This is a genomic window from Paenibacillus sp. AGC31, assembly GCF_057334655.1.
The window spans coordinates 280,048-296,514 of the sequence record NZ_JBHFJH010000027.1 but is presented as its reverse complement, the minus strand read 5'-3'; the positions used below and the strand labels follow the sequence as shown (position 1 = coordinate 296,514).

General features: G+C 42.7%; 26 protein-coding genes. 2 read left to right on the top strand and 24 right to left on the bottom strand.

Annotated elements, in window-relative coordinates; all coding sequences use genetic code 11:
* Positions 1 to 2: 2 nt before the first annotated feature.
* The 24 genes from ACE04G_RS13380 to ACE04G_RS13265 form a co-directional block, all read right to left on the bottom strand.
* Positions 3 to 764: an aminoglycoside adenylyltransferase domain-containing protein gene (locus ACE04G_RS13380; RefSeq protein WP_221822722.1), complete on the bottom strand. Its 762-nt coding sequence runs from the start codon at positions 762 to 764 to the stop codon at positions 3 to 5.
* A gap of 26 nt (positions 765 to 790) precedes the next feature.
* The gene (locus ACE04G_RS13375; protein WP_221822721.1) at positions 791 to 1,684 is read right to left on the bottom strand and encodes a PhzF family phenazine biosynthesis protein; all 894 of its coding nucleotides are present in this window, start codon (positions 1,682 to 1,684) and stop codon (positions 791 to 793) included.
* Positions 1,677 to 2,342, bottom strand: coding sequence for a Type 1 glutamine amidotransferase-like domain-containing protein (locus ACE04G_RS13370; RefSeq protein ID WP_221822719.1), 666 nt, complete (start codon positions 2,340 to 2,342; stop codon positions 1,677 to 1,679). Before ACE04G_RS13370 ends, ACE04G_RS13375 begins: the two co-directional genes overlap by 8 nt.
* Before the next feature lie 20 nt (positions 2,343 to 2,362).
* Complete coding sequence (locus ACE04G_RS13365) at positions 2,363 to 2,905, bottom strand: GNAT family N-acetyltransferase (protein ID WP_221822717.1); 543 nt, start codon at positions 2,903 to 2,905, stop codon at positions 2,363 to 2,365.
* A gap of 6 nt (positions 2,906 to 2,911) precedes the next feature.
* Positions 2,912 to 3,322 (bottom strand): DUF6979 family protein, encoded by a 411-nt coding sequence (locus tag ACE04G_RS13360; RefSeq protein WP_221822715.1) that lies wholly within the window; start codon positions 3,320 to 3,322, stop codon positions 2,912 to 2,914.
* 24 nt (positions 3,323 to 3,346) lie between these two features.
* Complete coding sequence (locus ACE04G_RS13355) at positions 3,347 to 3,862, bottom strand: nucleoside deaminase (RefSeq protein WP_221822713.1); 516 nt, start codon at positions 3,860 to 3,862, stop codon at positions 3,347 to 3,349.
* 94 nt (positions 3,863 to 3,956) lie between these two features.
* Entirely contained in the window at positions 3,957 to 4,526 is a 570-nt protein-coding gene (locus ACE04G_RS13350; RefSeq protein WP_221822711.1) for a histidine phosphatase family protein, read from the bottom strand.
* Positions 4,527 to 4,540: 14 nt separating this feature from the next.
* Positions 4,541 to 5,032 (bottom strand): NUDIX hydrolase, encoded by a 492-nt coding sequence (locus tag ACE04G_RS13345; protein ID WP_221822709.1) that lies wholly within the window; start codon positions 5,030 to 5,032, stop codon positions 4,541 to 4,543.
* 223 nt (positions 5,033 to 5,255) lie between these two features.
* Positions 5,256 to 6,095: an adenylyl-sulfate kinase gene (locus ACE04G_RS13340; RefSeq protein ID WP_260632878.1), complete on the bottom strand. Its 840-nt coding sequence runs from the start codon at positions 6,093 to 6,095 to the stop codon at positions 5,256 to 5,258.
* A 59-nt stretch (positions 6,096 to 6,154) separates the two neighbouring features.
* Positions 6,155 to 6,619: a hypothetical protein gene (locus ACE04G_RS13335; RefSeq protein ID WP_449004173.1), complete on the bottom strand. Its 465-nt coding sequence runs from the start codon at positions 6,617 to 6,619 to the stop codon at positions 6,155 to 6,157.
* A 458-nt stretch (positions 6,620 to 7,077) separates the two neighbouring features.
* Complete coding sequence (locus tag ACE04G_RS13330; RefSeq protein ID WP_339183261.1) at positions 7,078 to 7,236, bottom strand: hypothetical protein; 159 nt, start codon at positions 7,234 to 7,236, stop codon at positions 7,078 to 7,080.
* The gene (locus ACE04G_RS13325; protein ID WP_221822702.1) at positions 7,229 to 7,636 is read right to left on the bottom strand and encodes a hypothetical protein; all 408 of its coding nucleotides are present in this window, start codon (positions 7,634 to 7,636) and stop codon (positions 7,229 to 7,231) included. Before ACE04G_RS13325 ends, ACE04G_RS13330 begins: the two co-directional genes overlap by 8 nt.
* A gap of 85 nt (positions 7,637 to 7,721) precedes the next feature.
* On the bottom strand, positions 7,722 to 8,132 hold the full coding sequence (locus ACE04G_RS13320; protein WP_221822700.1) for a hypothetical protein: 411 nt from the start codon (positions 8,130 to 8,132) through the stop codon (positions 7,722 to 7,724).
* Complete coding sequence (locus tag ACE04G_RS13315) at positions 8,129 to 8,575, bottom strand: LytTR family DNA-binding domain-containing protein (RefSeq protein ID WP_221822698.1); 447 nt, start codon at positions 8,573 to 8,575, stop codon at positions 8,129 to 8,131. The genes ACE04G_RS13320 and ACE04G_RS13315 overlap by 4 nt, the downstream gene beginning before the upstream one ends.
* A gap of 206 nt (positions 8,576 to 8,781) precedes the next feature.
* Positions 8,782 to 9,282 (bottom strand): hypothetical protein, encoded by a 501-nt coding sequence (locus ACE04G_RS13310; RefSeq protein WP_221822696.1) that lies wholly within the window; start codon positions 9,280 to 9,282, stop codon positions 8,782 to 8,784.
* A gap of 24 nt (positions 9,283 to 9,306) precedes the next feature.
* Positions 9,307 to 9,810 carry a DUF4188 domain-containing protein gene (locus tag ACE04G_RS13305; protein ID WP_449004174.1) on the bottom strand — a complete coding sequence of 168 codons (504 nt, stop codon included), beginning with the start codon at positions 9,808 to 9,810 and terminating at the stop codon, positions 9,307 to 9,309.
* Positions 9,811 to 9,843: 33 nt separating this feature from the next.
* Complete coding sequence (locus ACE04G_RS13300) at positions 9,844 to 10,296, bottom strand: hypothetical protein (protein WP_221822692.1); 453 nt, start codon at positions 10,294 to 10,296, stop codon at positions 9,844 to 9,846.
* A 123-nt stretch (positions 10,297 to 10,419) separates the two neighbouring features.
* Positions 10,420 to 10,698 (bottom strand): hypothetical protein, encoded by a 279-nt coding sequence (locus tag ACE04G_RS13295; protein ID WP_221822684.1) that lies wholly within the window; start codon positions 10,696 to 10,698, stop codon positions 10,420 to 10,422.
* Positions 10,699 to 10,751: 53 nt separating this feature from the next.
* Entirely contained in the window at positions 10,752 to 11,387 is a 636-nt protein-coding gene (locus ACE04G_RS13290) for a hypothetical protein (protein WP_221822682.1), read from the bottom strand.
* A 47-nt stretch (positions 11,388 to 11,434) separates the two neighbouring features.
* Positions 11,435 to 11,917: a hypothetical protein gene (locus ACE04G_RS13285; protein ID WP_221822681.1), complete on the bottom strand. Its 483-nt coding sequence runs from the start codon at positions 11,915 to 11,917 to the stop codon at positions 11,435 to 11,437.
* 149 nt (positions 11,918 to 12,066) lie between these two features.
* Positions 12,067 to 12,477 carry a hypothetical protein gene (locus tag ACE04G_RS13280; protein ID WP_221822680.1) on the bottom strand — a complete coding sequence of 137 codons (411 nt, stop codon included), beginning with the start codon at positions 12,475 to 12,477 and terminating at the stop codon, positions 12,067 to 12,069.
* Between the two features lie 17 nt (positions 12,478 to 12,494).
* Complete coding sequence (locus ACE04G_RS13275) at positions 12,495 to 13,025, bottom strand: GNAT family N-acetyltransferase (protein ID WP_260632876.1); 531 nt, start codon at positions 13,023 to 13,025, stop codon at positions 12,495 to 12,497.
* Positions 13,026 to 13,506: 481 nt separating this feature from the next.
* A complete protein-coding gene (locus tag ACE04G_RS13270; RefSeq protein WP_449004175.1) occupies positions 13,507 to 14,001 on the bottom strand; it encodes a cysteine hydrolase family protein in 495 nt (164 codons plus the stop codon).
* Positions 14,002 to 14,053: 52 nt separating this feature from the next.
* The gene (locus ACE04G_RS13265; protein WP_221822678.1) at positions 14,054 to 14,764 is read right to left on the bottom strand and encodes an AAA family ATPase; all 711 of its coding nucleotides are present in this window, start codon (positions 14,762 to 14,764) and stop codon (positions 14,054 to 14,056) included.
* A gap of 297 nt (positions 14,765 to 15,061) precedes the next feature.
* Between ACE04G_RS13265 and ACE04G_RS13260 the strand changes: the two genes are divergently transcribed.
* Together ACE04G_RS13260 and ACE04G_RS13255 are read left to right on the top strand one after the other, a co-directional pair.
* Positions 15,062 to 15,946: a PRD domain-containing protein gene (locus ACE04G_RS13260; protein WP_339307485.1), complete on the top strand. Its 885-nt coding sequence runs from the start codon at positions 15,062 to 15,064 to the stop codon at positions 15,944 to 15,946.
* Positions 15,943 to 16,449, top strand: a complete 507-nt coding sequence (locus tag ACE04G_RS13255) for a PTS sugar transporter subunit IIA (protein WP_221822677.1) — start codon at positions 15,943 to 15,945, stop codon at positions 16,447 to 16,449. Before ACE04G_RS13260 ends, ACE04G_RS13255 begins: the two co-directional genes overlap by 4 nt.
* Positions 16,450 to 16,467 lie beyond the last annotated feature (18 nt).

Sequence of the window (16,467 nt, the reverse complement as noted above, 5' to 3'; positions counted from 1 at the left end):
TGTTAATCTCCCTTCAATTGGATCTGATTCAACATATATTCCGCATACTCCCGAAGTAAGGCTTCACTCAAATTCACATTCTCCAAATCACCATTGTACTTTGCAAGACATTGTGAGATGACTTCCTTGTATTTAGTGGGAAGGTTTGTAAGTGCCCATTCTCCTGCTTCTCGCTTGGAATGAATGACTGAATCTTTCACGTACAAAAGAACCCGGGATAGACTCAATACATAGTAGACTGGGTTGTCCGCAATTTCTTCCATAGCTGAACTCACGTCCGATGTAATTGAGGCAATCATATGTTCACGATTTTCCGGTTGGAACAGATCCTTAATGGGTTTACCATCCAGCACAATACCTCGATCATAGATGACAGCCATATGTGCTACCAGATCCGGATCTTCATATCCACCACAGAGATATTGCTCTTCCGTTCGATATTTCTCCCGGTGATAGGCAGAATAATGAAATTCGAAAGGAGTAGGGTATGCCATACTTACAATCGTAGATTCCAGCACAATACTGAGTTCAAAACCTTTCGTAATGTGCATCTCATCTTCAATATGCATTAACTTTTGTGCAATCCTTCGATAAGTGTCGGCAGATCGCTTTTCCCGGCTAACGACCAATATATCGATATCACTCTGATTTGGATGAAAGCATCCCATGGCCATAGAACCGTGTAAATATATTCCCACCAAGGCATCCGTTAATTCTTCTTTCAAGACACGAGTAACGCTATCTAAAACAGTCTTTTCATTCAACAAGATCAACTCCTTTAGGTATATGATCAGGTGTCCAATTCAACGTTCAGTTCACGCACAAATACAGCTGTCCCCTTTATTCTGACATCCATATCCTCACCATCCCGAATCACACTCACTTGAATCTTTCCATCTCTTCCAATCTCATGCCCTTGCTCTACCACAAACTGTACCTCATCAATCTCCGGTTTCACATAGGTTAAATAATAAGCACCCATCACCCCGGAGGCTGTTCCAGTCACTGGATCTTCAGTCGTACCAGAGTAAGGTGAAGAGAAATGTCTGGCATGCATCATCGCATCGGAATCACGGGTTTCGAAACAAAAGGGATGCAGGGAAGCTTTGGGAGTCTCAATTAAAATTCCAGGGAACAGGGAAGAATCCGGTTTCATTTTCATAAAAGAGTTCAGTTCACGAGTCGGGATTAATAACGTCCAGGTTCCTGTACTTCCATAAACGATTGGCGTGGAAAGGTCAACATCATTCAGAGTGAGATTGATGGCGCTTACCAGCTTCTCGATATCCCCCTGGAATGGTATAAACTGCGGCTGATCCTGTTTCATTTCCATGTAAATGGTGTCGGCATTGCGCTCAAATCGTATGGGTAATGTACCTACATTGGTTTCAATTGTGATCAATTCTTTGTCACTTAACATACCACGCGTCTTCAAACCATACAGTGATGCCATTGTGGCATGACCACACAGATTAATCTCATGCCCCGGTGTAAAATAACGTAGTCTGACGTCAGCTACTTCAGAGTTCAACACAAATACCGTCTCATTAAAACCAACCTTATAAGCGATCTGCTGCATCTCCGTCTCACTGAAATGATCAGCATCAAAAACCACTCCTGCCGGGTTACCTTGACCCGGAACGGTAGAGAAAGCATCATAATGATAGACCGTAATATTACTCATCAACAGACCCACTCTCTCTGTAATCTACGAGACTCACATTTCCATATAACTCTACGCTTTCACCATCCATTACAAGCCCGCCACCATCTTGGCACACATAAACAGCCGTACGATTAACACGGGTATACTCTCTTAATGAATTCAGGGTGTCTTCCGAACCATCCCAGTGCGGTGCAAACTCAAAATCAACGAGCCCCAGCGCTTTTATATCATTCAAACCCACTTTATTTTCATCTGCATCTTCCCCATACCCGGCTATCTCTATCGTAGGTGTAGTCAGAATACTGCCTGCGCTGACCCCAATCAGAATGCCGCCACTCTTCACATAGGAACGCAGCAAACCAACCATATTTCTCTTCTGTAATAAACTTAGAAAATAAAACGTATTTCCGCCGGATAGATGAATCCCATCACATTCGAAAATAGCGCCAAATGTGCTCTCCTCATACTCCAGATCAAGATCATAATATTGAATGTTATCTACTCCTAATTTATTATAGTAACGTCTAGTGTGTTCAAAATACTTTCGCTCCGGATCGGAGCACGAAGGGATATATCCGATGGAAGGCTGTGCACTTTCGAATAAGCTTCGTATTCTCTGATCCAATTTATCATTAGACTCGAAGAGCAAATCACTTAACAGAACCAACGTAGTCATCTTATTTCCTCCCGTACCTATTAGACAGACTTAAATTCTCTATCCAAAATCGAGAAAAAGTACTGGTCGGTCCACTGATTGTTCCACCATAGCTCTTCCTGGAAGATGGCCTCCCGTGTCATACCCACATGCTGCATCAGTGCGGCAGAGCGAACATTTTGTGAATTGCACATGCCAACGACCTTATGAGCTTGTAACTCTTGAAATACAAATTGTAACAAAAGAAGGGTAGCTTCACTCCCGTATCCTCTCCCTGCATATTCCGAAAGTACAGCGAATCCAAGTTCCCAACTTTTGCGGTAATCCACATAACTCCACATCTGAACTATACCAATGGGGGTATCTTCCGGATCATTTATGCGGCGTATAACGAAATCATAGGCATATGGTTTCTCATCTGCGAGAGCAAAATGGCTGCGATATTTCTCACGGACCTTTTCCTCATCCGTTTCAACAGTTTCCTCAAAGCTCCATATATTTGTGTCACATTCAAGTTGACATATGAAGTCGAGGTCCTGTTCTGTGACTGATGTTATTCTTACCTTCTCTCCCACGAATTCCATGTGAATTCATCTCCTTTCTGTAAGGATCATTCCTTTTCCCCATAGTCCTTTAACAATATCGACCTGATAGTTTGACTTAATCACTTTGCCCTCAGTGACTGCTGACCACAATCTCTTACTATCTTCATGAACCATACTAGAGTTCTTATAAAATAATTTAACCGTGTTAATGGCATATCTTTTATTTAACGAGTTCTCTCTATGATTATATCTCCCTTGGGGAATACCTCTGACATAACCATCCTCACACAGACCTAGAAAAGCAGTTCTGGGACAGCCTTTCCGTTGTCCCCAACTTCCCTCACCGAATAACTCTCCAGTTGCAAAACTCCAAGCCTCAACTGGGTTACCAAATTTCTTGGTCTCTACGTAATGAACTGCATTAATAGCGGCTTGAACATATTTGTTTTGAGACATACGAACATCCCCTTTATAAAAAGATCATTGTTTAGGAATCTCCCATTCTGTATCAAGCAAACCTCTACCAATGTTCCATTTGGCGAGCAAAGCTCTCTGTCTGTTTTCCAGATCAAGATAGGGTGCTGCAACACAGGATAACGTGTCAAACATATGGATAAAATGAGGTCCTTCCTTGAAACGTCGAAGCCCGCCATATTCTTCATCATCCGCTGCCCATACAATCTTTTTAATACCCGACATTAATATGGTACAAGAACACATAGGACAAGGTTCACAGGTAGTATAGAGCGTCAGTTCTTTCTTCTTCATGAATCTCTTCTTGTCTACATCCAGCAAATGTTTTCCTGCCCGACGAATGGCATCCACCTCAGCATGTGCTGTAGGATCGCAATCCGAGAAGACTCGGTTTCTGCCTTTACTCACGACATTCCCATCCACATCCACGATTATCGCACCAATCGGATACGTTCCTTCAATAAGTGATTGTTCTGCTTCTTCCAGAGCCAAAGTTAAATATTCATAATCCGATAACTTCATTGAAAGTCCCCCTTAGTACAGTTATAGACCACTTACAAAACAGAAGCCTTGTGTAATGTGTAGTAGAAGAGATTGATGAGATCTCCTTAGATCGTTAAAAGTTCCTGATCGTGTACTGCCCTGCTTCACCAAGAAAATCACTTTTGGTTAACCCTTTTTCTCCGAGTAACATCCTGTAGTTCGATATCGTACCATCATGTGAAATGATAAACGTATTGCCGCTCTGTTGCCTGCACCATTCAAGAAGCTGCTCAGCTAATTCCTTGAATCGATGTGCATCCATCTGATTAATACTTTCTTTCCAACAATCAAAACCCAAATCAAGCATTCTTATGTCAGTATACTGATGGCTGAGTTCTTCCTTGGAATAGATCTGATCGCAGACGAAAGGTACAAACTCTGGATTCTGAGGAAACATTCTTGGGCCAACCAGCGGGCTGAAGAACGCAAGATTTTTGTTAGAGGTTAGGAGTTGTGCTGTTTCAATAGTACGTTTCGTTGGACTAATCAAAATGACGTCTTCAGGCGAAAAAAACACTTGTTTACGCAACGCTATAACCTGACTTTTCCCCAATTCAGTGAGGCCAGGGTGCAGGCAATTTAATTGATTAGGGTAATCTACCAAGTGTTCGCCATGACCATGACGAATAAATGTAATGTCCATAGGCACCTATCCCTCTATTTCTGAATGAAGTGTTTGATGCCTTTTGCATCAAGGAGATTAGTCAGTTCCTTTTTCAAAAACACAGGATAGACTTCCATCTGCTCTAGTTCGTCCAAGGGAAACCATCGGAAGAATAACTTACCGTTATCCTCTAGACCTTTGAATTCAATTTCATTATAGAGCTTATGGGCTTCCGGCAATGTGATGAGATAATAAAAGCCAACTTCATGATATTTCAGGCCATCATATTCAAAGAAATCTTCACTAACAAATGCGAGCCTTTGCGCTTCTACATGAACACCCAGTTCCTCCGCCATCTCTCGCACAATAGCCGCTTCTGTTGTCTCGTGCAATTCCACCCGCCCTCCGGGCAGATTCCAGAAATCATCCTGTTCAGTCGTATGCAAAAGAACTCTTCCCGCATCCATCACAATACCTGCCACACGGAAGTTGAATTTGTTGTTATTTTGTTCATACGATACATTATTGTTATCTGCAGTGGTCATCTCGCTGACCACCCATCAGCAAATCCGTCCATGAATCCCATGATGAATGAGGGAATGATGAGTACGAGCAATAAAATTAAACTGGCTATGCCCCATCTAAAAATTACTTTCCGTTTGCTTCGAACACCTATAATAATTAAGATTGCGGTTGTTGCAATTAGGGCTACTTCATAAAATGTCATAAAATTGACCTCCGGTATGTATTCGTATTTCATTAAGGTTATTACAGAATCTTTTCTAGTTTGCGCCTACAAGCCTCGAGGTCATAATCCGAATTATCCAGCCATACCTTATCCATCTCAAGTAAGCCATAGATTTCGGACTCCAGCTTCTTTCTTTCCTGCAAAACCTGTACCGTACCCTTAACACCCTGATAACCCTGTGCCTGTCCCAAACCCTGGTTCGTATAATAATTAATGAATCCCTCTGACCATTCTTTTGGTCTTTCACTAACCGCCTTATCGAATGTATAGGATATATCTTTCTGGTCGATATAGATGAGAAGCGGGTTCAGAGCATGAATGAATCGCCCCAGTTCCAATACATACTGAACGTTCTGCTCTTTGGATTGATTACATTTGACAAGACCCATGGTTAGTGGATTCTGGATAAAACAACACTCAAATATCGTGATGCAGTCATCATTCGTGCTTAACACGTTTTGGGTGAAATCTTGCCACTTCTCGGTGATCAGCTTCACATTTTGCTCAAAAGGAATTTCGTAAATATCTCGGCTGAAAATATCCTGTACAATGTGATCGGGAAGCTCTATTCCCCATTGCTCTTTCATCTTACGGTATGGAATCAGGAAACCTTGATCATGGGCAATCGCATTACTTTCCAGAATCTCTCTGTATTCTTCATGCGTTTTCAATAAAGCCTCGAAGTCTCCTGTATAATAAAAAGATACGCCCTCGTAATCAGCAGGGTGATCCAGGTTTCCTTCCTGAAATAGTTGTACCTTCTTGCCTTGTTCTATCAAAATTTCGGATACCATCTTGGCAACCGTTGACTTGCCTGAACCCGGTAATCCTTCAATCAGTATTAATCGCCTTGTCATCATTACATCACCCTTTATTTTGTGTGAAGATATGGATCTTCCATGTGTCAGACAGTAAGTTATTAATCAATATCCGCAATAACCCATTGCGCAGAATCGCCATCTTCTTTCTTTTTCCAAAACACCATCGTATTGTTATACTCTTCGTTGTTCTCTTTTAACTCGTTAACCGTCACCACTGCCTGGTAGAGCTTCCTTTGCTCCTGTATAGTTATATCGCTCATAAAAGTAACTTTGAGAACTTTGTATCTTCCCATACCTGATATAGGAGATTTTGGATCAAAAAGATTCATATATCGCTTTTCATCCTCTTCGTATAAATAACGCAGACGGGTATTCATAAGTTTGACGATTTCCAATTTGTCCCCTGTATAGTTTGTTTCATCAAGGTACTCTGGTGGGATGTCTTCATTCTCTTGGGATGTCGATCTTTCTTCATCCAGTTGTGCATCTTCAGTGTGTTCCTGGTTCTGACAGGCCACCAGAAGTAGAAGTAATAATGAAACTACGGTTAACTTTTTCATCATCAATCCTCCATTCAATCATGGATAACACTCCCCTAGTAAAGAGCTTAAATACCTTTAATTTAGAACGAAGACTTCCTATTGTATGTAAAATTTTCTCTCAAGGTACATCATAACCCATAATGTGGAATTTGCGAATAAACGAAGTTAACCATCTCTGTTTCTAGCGCATTTCATGCAAAAAACCACGTTTCTCTGCACAAGCTATATCATGCAAAGCGCGTGGTTATTAGCAGAACTTTCACTCAATTTTTGTAACTGTCCACAATCAATCTAGCTATCTATTAAATAGCATATTCATTATGCCGACCGCTTCAATCTGGGCCTCGTTTTCTTCATTATCCGCAAAACGGTAACTATATGTTGAATAGATCCCCCTATGCCGTATATGTCCAGCTTTATAATGAAGCGTCTTTTCCTCACCATCGATTTTCTGCACAAACGTCCTGCCTTCATTCACATTATACGAAGAATGGATAATGTTCAGTTGCAAGCCATGCAACAAAATCTTCTTCGTTTGGATGGGTCATGACTAGAATAAGGAGCAGGACAGCAAACACAACAATGTACGTTTTTAGTCCTGCGCCCCTCTTGCTACCATGCTGGGTGTACTCACCCATCAACCCGTTCACCCGATTCTTGAACAGAAATATCTATCCCCTTCGCCAAAACCCACCCATTCAATCCATACGAGGATGAGATCACCATATACTTGTATTTCTCCTCTATGAGCCGGATTTGCAATTCGTCATAGGAATCATAATTGACAGGCCAACCACTACCCTTTCCCGATTCTAACAACTCTCGATTATAAGGAATAAAATGCTCTATATCCCACTCATCCAGATCCAAAATAATGCTGCCATGGAGCGATATATCAAACGCATGAGCCATTACACCAGAGAATAAGACATCCATATTTTTCGGTACAGCATGACTTGAACGAGTGCGCATCCTGATTCTATTGTTCTCTAAATCAACTTCGTAACTTAAGATGATGTTGTCATGCAAACTTGGCATAGTCCCCCTCCTTCCGGTGTACCTCATCAGGTTCCACCCCGTACAACTGCAACATTTCTTCCTCGTTCATATTTGTTCCCCTTAGCTACTTTAGAATGTTATTTAACTCTTCCGCTTTTTTCCTGCTATCCATTCTAGCATAAAAATAGAAAGCGATGATGTGCAGCACAATGGATAACAACCACATGCCGGGGAACCAGGGAGCAATCAAATGGAACATTTCCGTGGAGAATAACCATACGATCCCCATGCCTCCTGCAATATTGAATGTGGAAGAAATGGCGATATTCCATACCGGTTTTAACGTAAAATGGTTCCAGAGCGCATTGTACATCACGCCAAACAACACAGCGGCAATAGCTGAAATGCCGGCAATATTCCACAGATAGCCCATTTCGATAGGTTGATCATTATAGAATAGGGTCAATAGCAAGGTCACCCAGAGTGAAGTAACGGTGAATACTTGAAAAAAGGAAAGCCTAAGCTGCATCATCATGATAATTTCCCCCTAAAGTTTTTAATATAAAATCGACTGACAAAGTAACTGGAGCTATCGCTCAGATCTACCTTAATCCGAGCATGATCTGTTGCAGAGAATGCGGTGATATACCGTGTGTTGATGATCGTTTGATTATTAATTTTCACAAAATGAACGTCATCCAGGTCTTCTTCCACAAATTTCAAACGTTTGTTAAGCAGGTATCTCTCGCCTGTAATCACACGTACACAACACATCCGATCCTCTGACTCAATGGCGACCACCGAGCTCAGTTGAATCTGTACGTTGCGATTGTTCTTGGCATGGATGACCGTTAGTTGAGTTTCCGATTGGCCGATCGCTTTTTCAATACGATCCCACTTCGACCTCTCTTCAGGATGAGTTATGACTTTGACCACCCTTTTTTCAATTGCTGTGTTCTCTTCAAAAATGACTTTCACGTGTTGCCCTCCTCTCACAACTCATATTACAAGCATAGTTATGACTATCCCACTGTATTGCGTTTTGTTGCATGATTTTGCAGGTTTGTTGCATCGGCACTACGTAGACAATAAAAAAACCACTCCATAGGAGCAGTTCTTCCATGTACTCATCCAGAGCATTCAAGGCATGAGCTATTCTATTATTTCGAGGTGCTACGTTATCCTTATACGATCTCCAGATACATCTCCTGATTTTGCAGGATCATCTCATTCATATGTGCAATTGTTGCTTGCGCCACGGTCTGATAGGTCGCATATAACACCTCTGTTCTCTGAAGCAAAATCGGGTCCTTATCCAGATCCGTTGCTAACACCTCACGCCACTCTTCACCCACTCTATTTTTGTCCGTAATGAGACTTTCAATCTGGTCCAATACGGTCGCCATCTCAGCTAAATGAAAAAAGTGCATCCCTTTTTTGATCCCATTCCAACTCTTGATCTCGATGATGTTATACGCCGAAAACCAATAAAATTCTGCCAGACTTTTCGTGTGATTGTGATAGGAATAGAACAGAAATAAGGCTTGTTGCCCTTCGTGTAACTGTCGGTATATCTCTGTTTTGGCGGCCATATCTCTGCCCCGTACAGAAACAAGCATCGGTTTAATACACAACCAGCTAAGTTGCTTTGAATGTACATCTTCTGCTTGCACTCTAGCCTTCATAACATTCTCCTCTCTGTTCAACGTTTAAGGATTCTCTGGTGCTTCCACTGCCGGGTCATTCTCTCCGCCCATTCTGCGTCTGGATGTTTCCATCCTGCCTGTCGCTGGCACATGTTCAGACGCTTTAGCTAATCCGAACTTTGGCATGTTGGCGTATATGGTTTCGAAGGAACCCGACTGAGTCTTGTATGTTTCATGATAAATCCCTACTGTTCCGTCAGTACCAATGGATCGGTTGAATTTTTTCCAAGCTTCCAAGTGTAGTCCGCCCCGTGCGTATTTCTCCAATTCATCGTAAGAGCGCCAGTATTGTAGTAACGTCACCCCACGCCAGCTTATAAAATACTCTGTACTCAGAAATCCGCTCTCCGGATTCGTATACAGTTCTTTAATCATCGGGCCCATGGACTTAAAGACAGGCAGCCATTTGTGTATAGCCCACAAACGATTGACCCTCATTCCGATAATAAAAACAACAAATTCCCCCTCAATCTGAGCGGAGTATCTTCCCTTGTATACGTTTGCCACGTCACCCCTCCTTCTCGTCAAACACACTCGATTTCATCGGATCTGGACGACCCTTCCTATCCGCTCATAGGCATCCAGAGGGAAATCAAAACTCCACCGTTTGTGATATTCCTCCAGTCCCATTTCCTTCAATTTGCTTAGCTCTCTGTAGAACAGCTTAGTCAACTTGACCAAGGTTAACTCCTCGGACATAAGTAAACGGCCCTCTGTAACGGCTTCCGTGCTAAAGTTATCACTCATCTCATACACCATAAATTGAACGATTACCTGTGAACGTTTCTTGATCCAGAAACGATATTCTCCAGGTTCGGTCTGCATGGTCATGGTTACCTCTGTGGCTCCCTTGTGCAATGCAACGAATTGACGTGTTATCTCCTCAACCCCATCCGACAAAAAAGAAACCGGAATCTCTATCTGTTCTCCTTGATTAGGTTTAACCAGGATATCCAGCCATCCGTGCGGTTCAAGCGTCATAACGATGTCCATGTCCTTCCTCCTTTATGTGATTCTATGATGCAAGATTAACTGGAAATTATGCCTTTCAGTACATATATCTTCTAATTTGAGTTGTAGAGCAGTAGACCTGCTTTCAATTTGTGTTCAAGTTCCTTATGATCGTGTTTGTTTCTCTGCCATTAGAATTCTTACAATGCTGGTCGCATTGTTAAATTTCATTTTGTTATTCTTCTCTTGGTAGTCCCACTCTTGTTTTATAGCATATTGAATAAGGTTGGCTATCAGTTTTGGTTCATAGACAAATATATCCCATGTATCTTCCCAAGCAACATCGAACTCTACAAATGTAGATTTAAGCGCATTCGAATAAACCCGAATGACGATATCGTAAGCTTGCTCATCCACAACGTACAGGAACAGTGTATCATTCACTACAATTTTGCGTACTTGTTTCCTGTATACCTTCAGGTAAATCCCTCCCTTGCTTACACAGTGCTGCGTAAATCTTCATACACATTCCATTTTGTATACAATTCTTTTAGCGCTAACGCAGTTTTATGTATGAACTCTTCCATAGCTTCCATGGATAAAATATTTAAGTCGCCCAAAGGTTCGTAGTCAGAGTTAGCTAAAAACTCAAGTTTCTCCTCCCTATACTGATACACCTCAGATTCCAGCAATCCACCTAAACCAAATGCTTTTCCCACGTTCAGCTCATTTAACCATTCATGGGCCTCGTTCCAATTCCGTAGAATCATAAACTCCAGCTTCGTGACATCCTGTGTATACACGCTTCTTCCATTGGGGTGGACTTCATATTCAGGATAAATATCGAAAGTCCACACGCGATCCGTATAGATATGGGCGATGTATCCGCACAGATATTGCATGAATTTGGGATCCCTATAAGCTAACTTCTTGTTGGACTCAAAAAATTCTTTAAGTTCTTCGTCTGTTGCGAACCTTCCTGCCTCTGGCATGAGGTGGGTTTTTGCCTTCTCAGTACGAAGATTAGTTCTTACGTGGATGGAATCAGGAGCGAGGCTTCCCAGTAACAATTCAGGGGATGGCTCGGATATCAACGCGGATGCAATTGCAAAATGTACCATAGGCCAAGGCAATATAAAAACTCCTTTCTTTAGTCAATTGGTCTTAAAAGAGTTAAATTTCATATCCCGAAATGCACAATACATTTCTCATTTACCTCAGCGTACTTTGCCATGTTCGCAAGCTTGTTTAATTCGTTGATTAATTCGACTTTGTTGTATACGAGTTTCTCGTAGTAGCCCTTCTGTTCGCCTCCAGCAATGCTGTAATTCCCTGTAAGAACGATCGGATCCGTCGCATGGCTGAATAGATCCATCCAGGCTCGAATCAGTTGATGAAACTTCAACAAAGCATCCTGCTCTTCAATAACGGTTATTCCATAGTTGTTCAGTCCACTACATCTCATACAGGTAGATGGATTCCATGTATCCAACCAGCAAAGGGAATCATAGATGTACGCAATGAATTCGTCTTCCAAGGTCGCATGATTCTCTGTGGTTAATCCACTTCGATGTATTCTCCCTTTTGAATCCCATGAGTAGGAAGTATGAATATTCCCGTTTACTCGCTCTTTGTTTTCGATAACAAAATGATGCTTTGGCATTCCTGCGTACTTCCCCCTTACACGTCACTCCCATAGACCCTCTTAATTCATCATAACCCATGTATTGGTAAATGGAAATTGAAAAAGATCCTATCTACCTCCCAAATCAGGAGAAGTAAAATAGGACCGTGATAAAAACTTCCTTACATTCATAAAATCCTTCGTCTACTCAGAAACGCTGTTCCTTCTTCTCGGTACATCTCTATAGATTCATTGGTCACATGATCATGCCTCAGTGTTCCCATATAATCTGTTCCAGGGTTCTTTGGTCTATAATCTGAATCCACCGTGTAGATATTGAAGTGTACCTCATCTTCGTCCTCTGATACATCTGTTTTATCAAAAAGTGAAATCATCTCATCTTTACCAAGAAACCTAAATGGAGAATCCTGACGCTCTATAATATAAAATGGATATGTGATGTTCTCTATCTGAATGAATTCCTGGAATGCCTTAAGCTCATCAGGTATTAGATCCATGTACTGTCTAGCTAAATCTTCTGCCTGAAATACACCCGAAACCCACTTCAAACTTCCCTTGGTTGCTATGATAATAATCAAACTAATCACCTTCTATTTTAAATAGGATCTATCTCTTTCCCACGCACAAAAGTCTGGGACAAAATTCGGTGGCTGCCAGCGATGTTGTCAATCTCAATGTTATATTCAGACTCAGTATATTCAATCTGATGCTGCTCATAATATTTTTTCCAGAATGAAACTGCTGCTGCATTATTAGCAAGCTGTTCCACTTTGAATTTACCCTCAAATTGAGCAAAAACCAAGTCAACCGCTTGTGCTGCCAGCCCCTGTCCGCGATACTTTTTGACCAGGAACAGCTCTTGCACGGTATAATCCACACCTTCCGGCACATATGGAGGTGAGCACACCAGTACGAATCCAATAACCTTTCCTTCATACTGAATCAAAAATGGATGTAATTCATCGCGTTCCAGATATAGATAGGTGTTCGTTGGATCATATTCCCCCTCTTCGAGTAGATCCTCGCCAGAAAATTCAGACAGATCATATAAATACAAGTTGTACAGGTTGAGAAACAATTCCTTTTGTTCTGCGAAAATACTCGTAATTTGCACATTCATCTTCATTGCACATCTCCCTTAGTCAAAGAGTTGGCTAGTGATCAATACATAACCTTACCGATGTCCACAACGAGTTTGCTGTGCCCTGTTCTCAATATATCCTTTCAACCACAGCAGATATAGGCAAAGTTTGGTTTAAACCATGGAGTAATCTTAACTGTCGTAGTGGAAGTGTACATTTGTGCAAAAAAAAGACTCCCTACAGAGTCCGATTATTGGTCTTGTCTTTATTTTTCACCAAGTATCCATTAGCACTTAGCTAATGATTATTGAATTATATAGGTTCAACTAAACTTTTTACACAAAACAGAGAGGACAGAAATAACCTGAAGAAGCGGAGCGTTCGCCTGAAAGCTTTCTGAAAGAAAGCTGCATCGGAAGCATACGCTATCACCGGATTTCCCCTTTAAAAAGGGAATCAAAAAAATCTGGGGATAACAGCGATCGGAAGGTTGTTCTGTCATTGGAGTGCTCAGTGTAAACCTCTTTAGTTGAACTTATATAGATAATCAACCACAGGATATGAGATCACATTGCGATCTCTGTACGTAGAAGTCACCGCTTCATGATGAGTGCTGAGAATTCCGTTTTGCAACATGACCGGCCGGAAACCTCGCTCCATCGCACCGTTGTAGGTGAATAGAACACATTCCTCTGCGGCAAACCCGGCAATAATCACCAATTCAATTCCGTGACTCTTCAACACCTGCTCCAGATCAGTTTGCCAGAAAGCATTGGAAGCTTCCTTGGTAACTATGATATCCTTCTCATTCACATCCACCTCGGGAATAATACGATATTCTTCCGGTGGTGCCTCCTCCATACCCTCCACATCCTGCACGTGAACGACCACATGATCATTCAAGCGCAGTACGTTAGCTACATGGTTAATGTACTCGCAAGCATCGTCTATCGAAGTCTGGTCCATCTTTTTTCGCACAATACTCTCTTGCATATCAATGATTATGAATCCTACTTTCATCCTATCTCTCCTCATACAAAATGTAGTTTTACTCTTGGTATCACAATCTCATTTAATCTTTAAATAATTCATTCAGCATCCGGTCGCGGTTCTCCAGAAAGCTGCGGGTAATCTGGTAGTGATCGGTATCCTCATAGACTACCTCTTGAATATGGTTATCGTCAAAACTTAAAATCTCTGCCCCCGGATATCCCAGCAAAATCGGTGAATGCGTCGCGATAATGAATTGCGAAGTACCTGACAGATCATGAAGGATACGCAATAAAGAGAGCTGCCTTCCTGGGGACAATGCGGCTTCGGGCTCGTCGAGCAGATAGATGCCTTTGGAACTGAAGCGGTTGACGAACAGACTGAGAAAAGACTCCCCATGTGATTGTTCATGTAGTGAACGCCCGCCATAGTATTGAAGCGACGCCGGCATCTCATCGACATGTGATGCGAATTGATAGAACGATTCAGAGCGCATGAAGAAACCATTCGTTATTTTGGGCAACCAGGCCAGCCTGAGATAATTCCCGAGCGAGGATTCCGAAGCATGTGTCTCATAGGTATTATTCCTGCCACCCCCTGCGGTATTGAATCCACATTGATGAGCGATGCCTTCCAGCAGCGTAGATTTCCCTGAACCATTTTCACCTACAAAAAAAGTAACGTTATTCGTGAGCTCCAATCGTTCCAAGGATCGGATCGCGGGGATGTCAAAAGGATATTGATCCCGATTCTCGATCTTGGCCGACATGAGTTCCACACTTCGAAGATACATAGGCATACTCCTATTCATGTTAGATTTGGCTCCATCTATGACAGGTACCTTTTCGTTTACACATTCCCTATATTAAACGACGAACAGTGGGATGACAAAATTATGGTTGACGTTGGCAGATCAGCTTATATATTATGTAGGAAGAACGTTCTGATAAAAACATAAAATGAATTGGCGTGTTACCACCCCAGAGGGCATGAGCCAAGAAGCGAACATGAGACTATACTCGCTTCTTGGCTCTTTTTGCGTTCCGGAGGCATGTAAGCGTTAACTTTAGAAACGAGGAGGCGGTGAACCGTGAGTAAAGGAATGATTCTGCAGGTGGAGCGGGTCGTCGGCAGCAATATTGTTCTGGCCCGGTCGCACCAGAATAGCAAGGAGTATGTACTGATTGGCAAAGGGTTGGGATTTGCGTTCAAAGTGGAAAGCACCGTGCAGTCCGATGATCCGCGGATTGAGAAAAGGTTCCGGCTGGAAGACCGGGAGGAATGGGGGCAGGCTCAGGAGCTGATGAGGGATTTGGACCCCCATGTCATCGACATCTCTGACCGAATTATCCGTCTCATCGCTGATCAGTTTCCCGGCAAGCTGAATGACAAGATCTATCTTGCTCTTCCGAGTCATATTCAGTTCACCTTATATCGTATCCGCAACGGGATGGAGATTCTGAATCCTTTCCTTACGGAGACAAAGCTCAGTTTTCCGAAAGAATTCGAAATCGCCTCGGAAGCGGCGGCCATGATCGGAGAGGCTTTTGGCGTAGATATACCGGAGGATGAGGCGGGATTCCTGACATACCATGTGTACTCCTCCGTAAATCACGTCCCTGTCGGACAGTTGGTTAAGGTATCTAATGTGATCAGCAAGCTTCAGTCCATTATTGAAGAGGAGGGTGGCGTTCGCTTTGATCAGGGAAGCCTTAGCCAGGCAAGACTCATGATACACCTGCGCTTCTCCATGGAACGCCTGTATCAGCAGCCGATGACGGCCCCCACCTTCGCACAATATGTGAAAAATGAATATACGTCCGAATACCAGCTAGCTAGAAAACTGAGCGCTGTAATGGCCGAGGATTTGGGTACAGAAGTGCCTGAGGAAGAAACGGCTTTTCTCGCAATGCATTTATACCGGCTTTTTCAAACCCATGCCAAAACCAACAACAGAAAGGACAACACACAATGATCTGGAAATGGAAAAACAACAAATCTGCCAAAACATCTGAAACAATATCCGTCGCCTCCCCATTAACCGGAACCTGCGTCAGTTTGGAAGAAGTGCCTGACGAAGCGTTCGCACAAGGACTTATGGGACCGGGCGTCGCAATGATTCCCCAGGAAGGCAGGCTGGTCGCCCCTATCGACGGCACTGTGGTACACCTGATCAAATCGCACCATGCCGTAATGATTGAACATGCTTCCGGGCTGCAGCTGCTGCTGCATATCGGTATGAATACTGTCAGCCTGAAAGGACAGGGCTTCACACCCCAAGTGCAGACCGGGGATCAGGTCACTATCGGTCAGACTCTAATTGAATTTGACCTGAATGCGATCGCTTCGGCCGGTTATCCGGTCATCACCCCTGTCATCGTTGCAAATGCGGCTGAACAACCGTGGGAGTCGCACCCAGAGTATGGCAGCGTAGAAGCAGGCATGGGAACTATCATGAAAGTCAGCTTGTCCAAATAAGCTAAATCAAAAAAAGAA

Bases quoted from the DNA above. Each gene is read 5' to 3' on its own strand.
- ACE04G_RS13375 (WP_221822721.1), bottom strand. From the start codon at position 1,684: ATGAGTAATATTACGGTCTATCATTATGATGCTTTCTCTACCGTTCCG.
- ACE04G_RS13370 (WP_221822719.1), bottom strand. From the start codon at position 2,342: ATGACTACGTTGGTTCTGTTAAGTGATTTGCTCTTCGAGTCTAATGAT.
- ACE04G_RS13365 (WP_221822717.1), bottom strand. From the start codon at position 2,905: ATGGAATTCGTGGGAGAGAAGGTAAGAATAACATCAGTCACAGAACAG.
- ACE04G_RS13360 (WP_221822715.1), bottom strand. From the start codon at position 3,322: ATGTCTCAAAACAAATATGTTCAAGCCGCTATTAATGCAGTTCATTAC.
- ACE04G_RS13355 (WP_221822713.1), bottom strand. From the start codon at position 3,862: ATGAAGTTATCGGATTATGAATATTTAACTTTGGCTCTGGAAGAAGCA.
- ACE04G_RS13350 (WP_221822711.1), bottom strand. From the start codon at position 4,526: ATGGACATTACATTTATTCGTCATGGTCATGGCGAACACTTGGTAGAT.
- ACE04G_RS13345 (WP_221822709.1), bottom strand. From the start codon at position 5,032: ATGACCACTGCAGATAACAATAATGTATCGTATGAACAAAATAACAAC.
- ACE04G_RS13340 (WP_260632878.1), bottom strand. From the start codon at position 6,095: ATGATGACAAGGCGATTAATACTGATTGAAGGATTACCGGGTTCAGGC.
- ACE04G_RS13335 (WP_449004173.1), bottom strand. From the start codon at position 6,619: ATGATGAAAAAGTTAACCGTAGTTTCATTATTACTTCTACTTCTGGTG.
- ACE04G_RS13330 (WP_339183261.1), bottom strand. From the start codon at position 7,236: ATGGGTGAGTACACCCAGCATGGTAGCAAGAGGGGCGCAGGACTAAAA.
- ACE04G_RS13325 (WP_221822702.1), bottom strand. From the start codon at position 7,636: ATGCCAAGTTTGCATGACAACATCATCTTAAGTTACGAAGTTGATTTA.
- ACE04G_RS13320 (WP_221822700.1), bottom strand. From the start codon at position 8,132: ATGATGATGCAGCTTAGGCTTTCCTTTTTTCAAGTATTCACCGTTACT.
- ACE04G_RS13310 (WP_221822696.1), bottom strand. From the start codon at position 9,282: ATGAAGGCTAGAGTGCAAGCAGAAGATGTACATTCAAAGCAACTTAGC.
- ACE04G_RS13300 (WP_221822692.1), bottom strand. From the start codon at position 10,296: ATGGACATCGTTATGACGCTTGAACCGCACGGATGGCTGGATATCCTG.
- ACE04G_RS13285 (WP_221822681.1), bottom strand. From the start codon at position 11,917: ATGCCAAAGCATCATTTTGTTATCGAAAACAAAGAGCGAGTAAACGGG.
- ACE04G_RS13275 (WP_260632876.1), bottom strand. From the start codon at position 13,025: ATGAAGATGAATGTGCAAATTACGAGTATTTTCGCAGAACAAAAGGAA.
- ACE04G_RS13270 (WP_449004175.1), bottom strand. From the start codon at position 14,001: ATGAAAGTAGGATTCATAATCATTGATATGCAAGAGAGTATTGTGCGA.
- ACE04G_RS13265 (WP_221822678.1), bottom strand. From the start codon at position 14,764: ATGTATCTTCGAAGTGTGGAACTCATGTCGGCCAAGATCGAGAATCGG.
- ACE04G_RS13255 (WP_221822677.1), top strand. From the start codon at position 15,943: ATGATCTGGAAATGGAAAAACAACAAATCTGCCAAAACATCTGAAACA.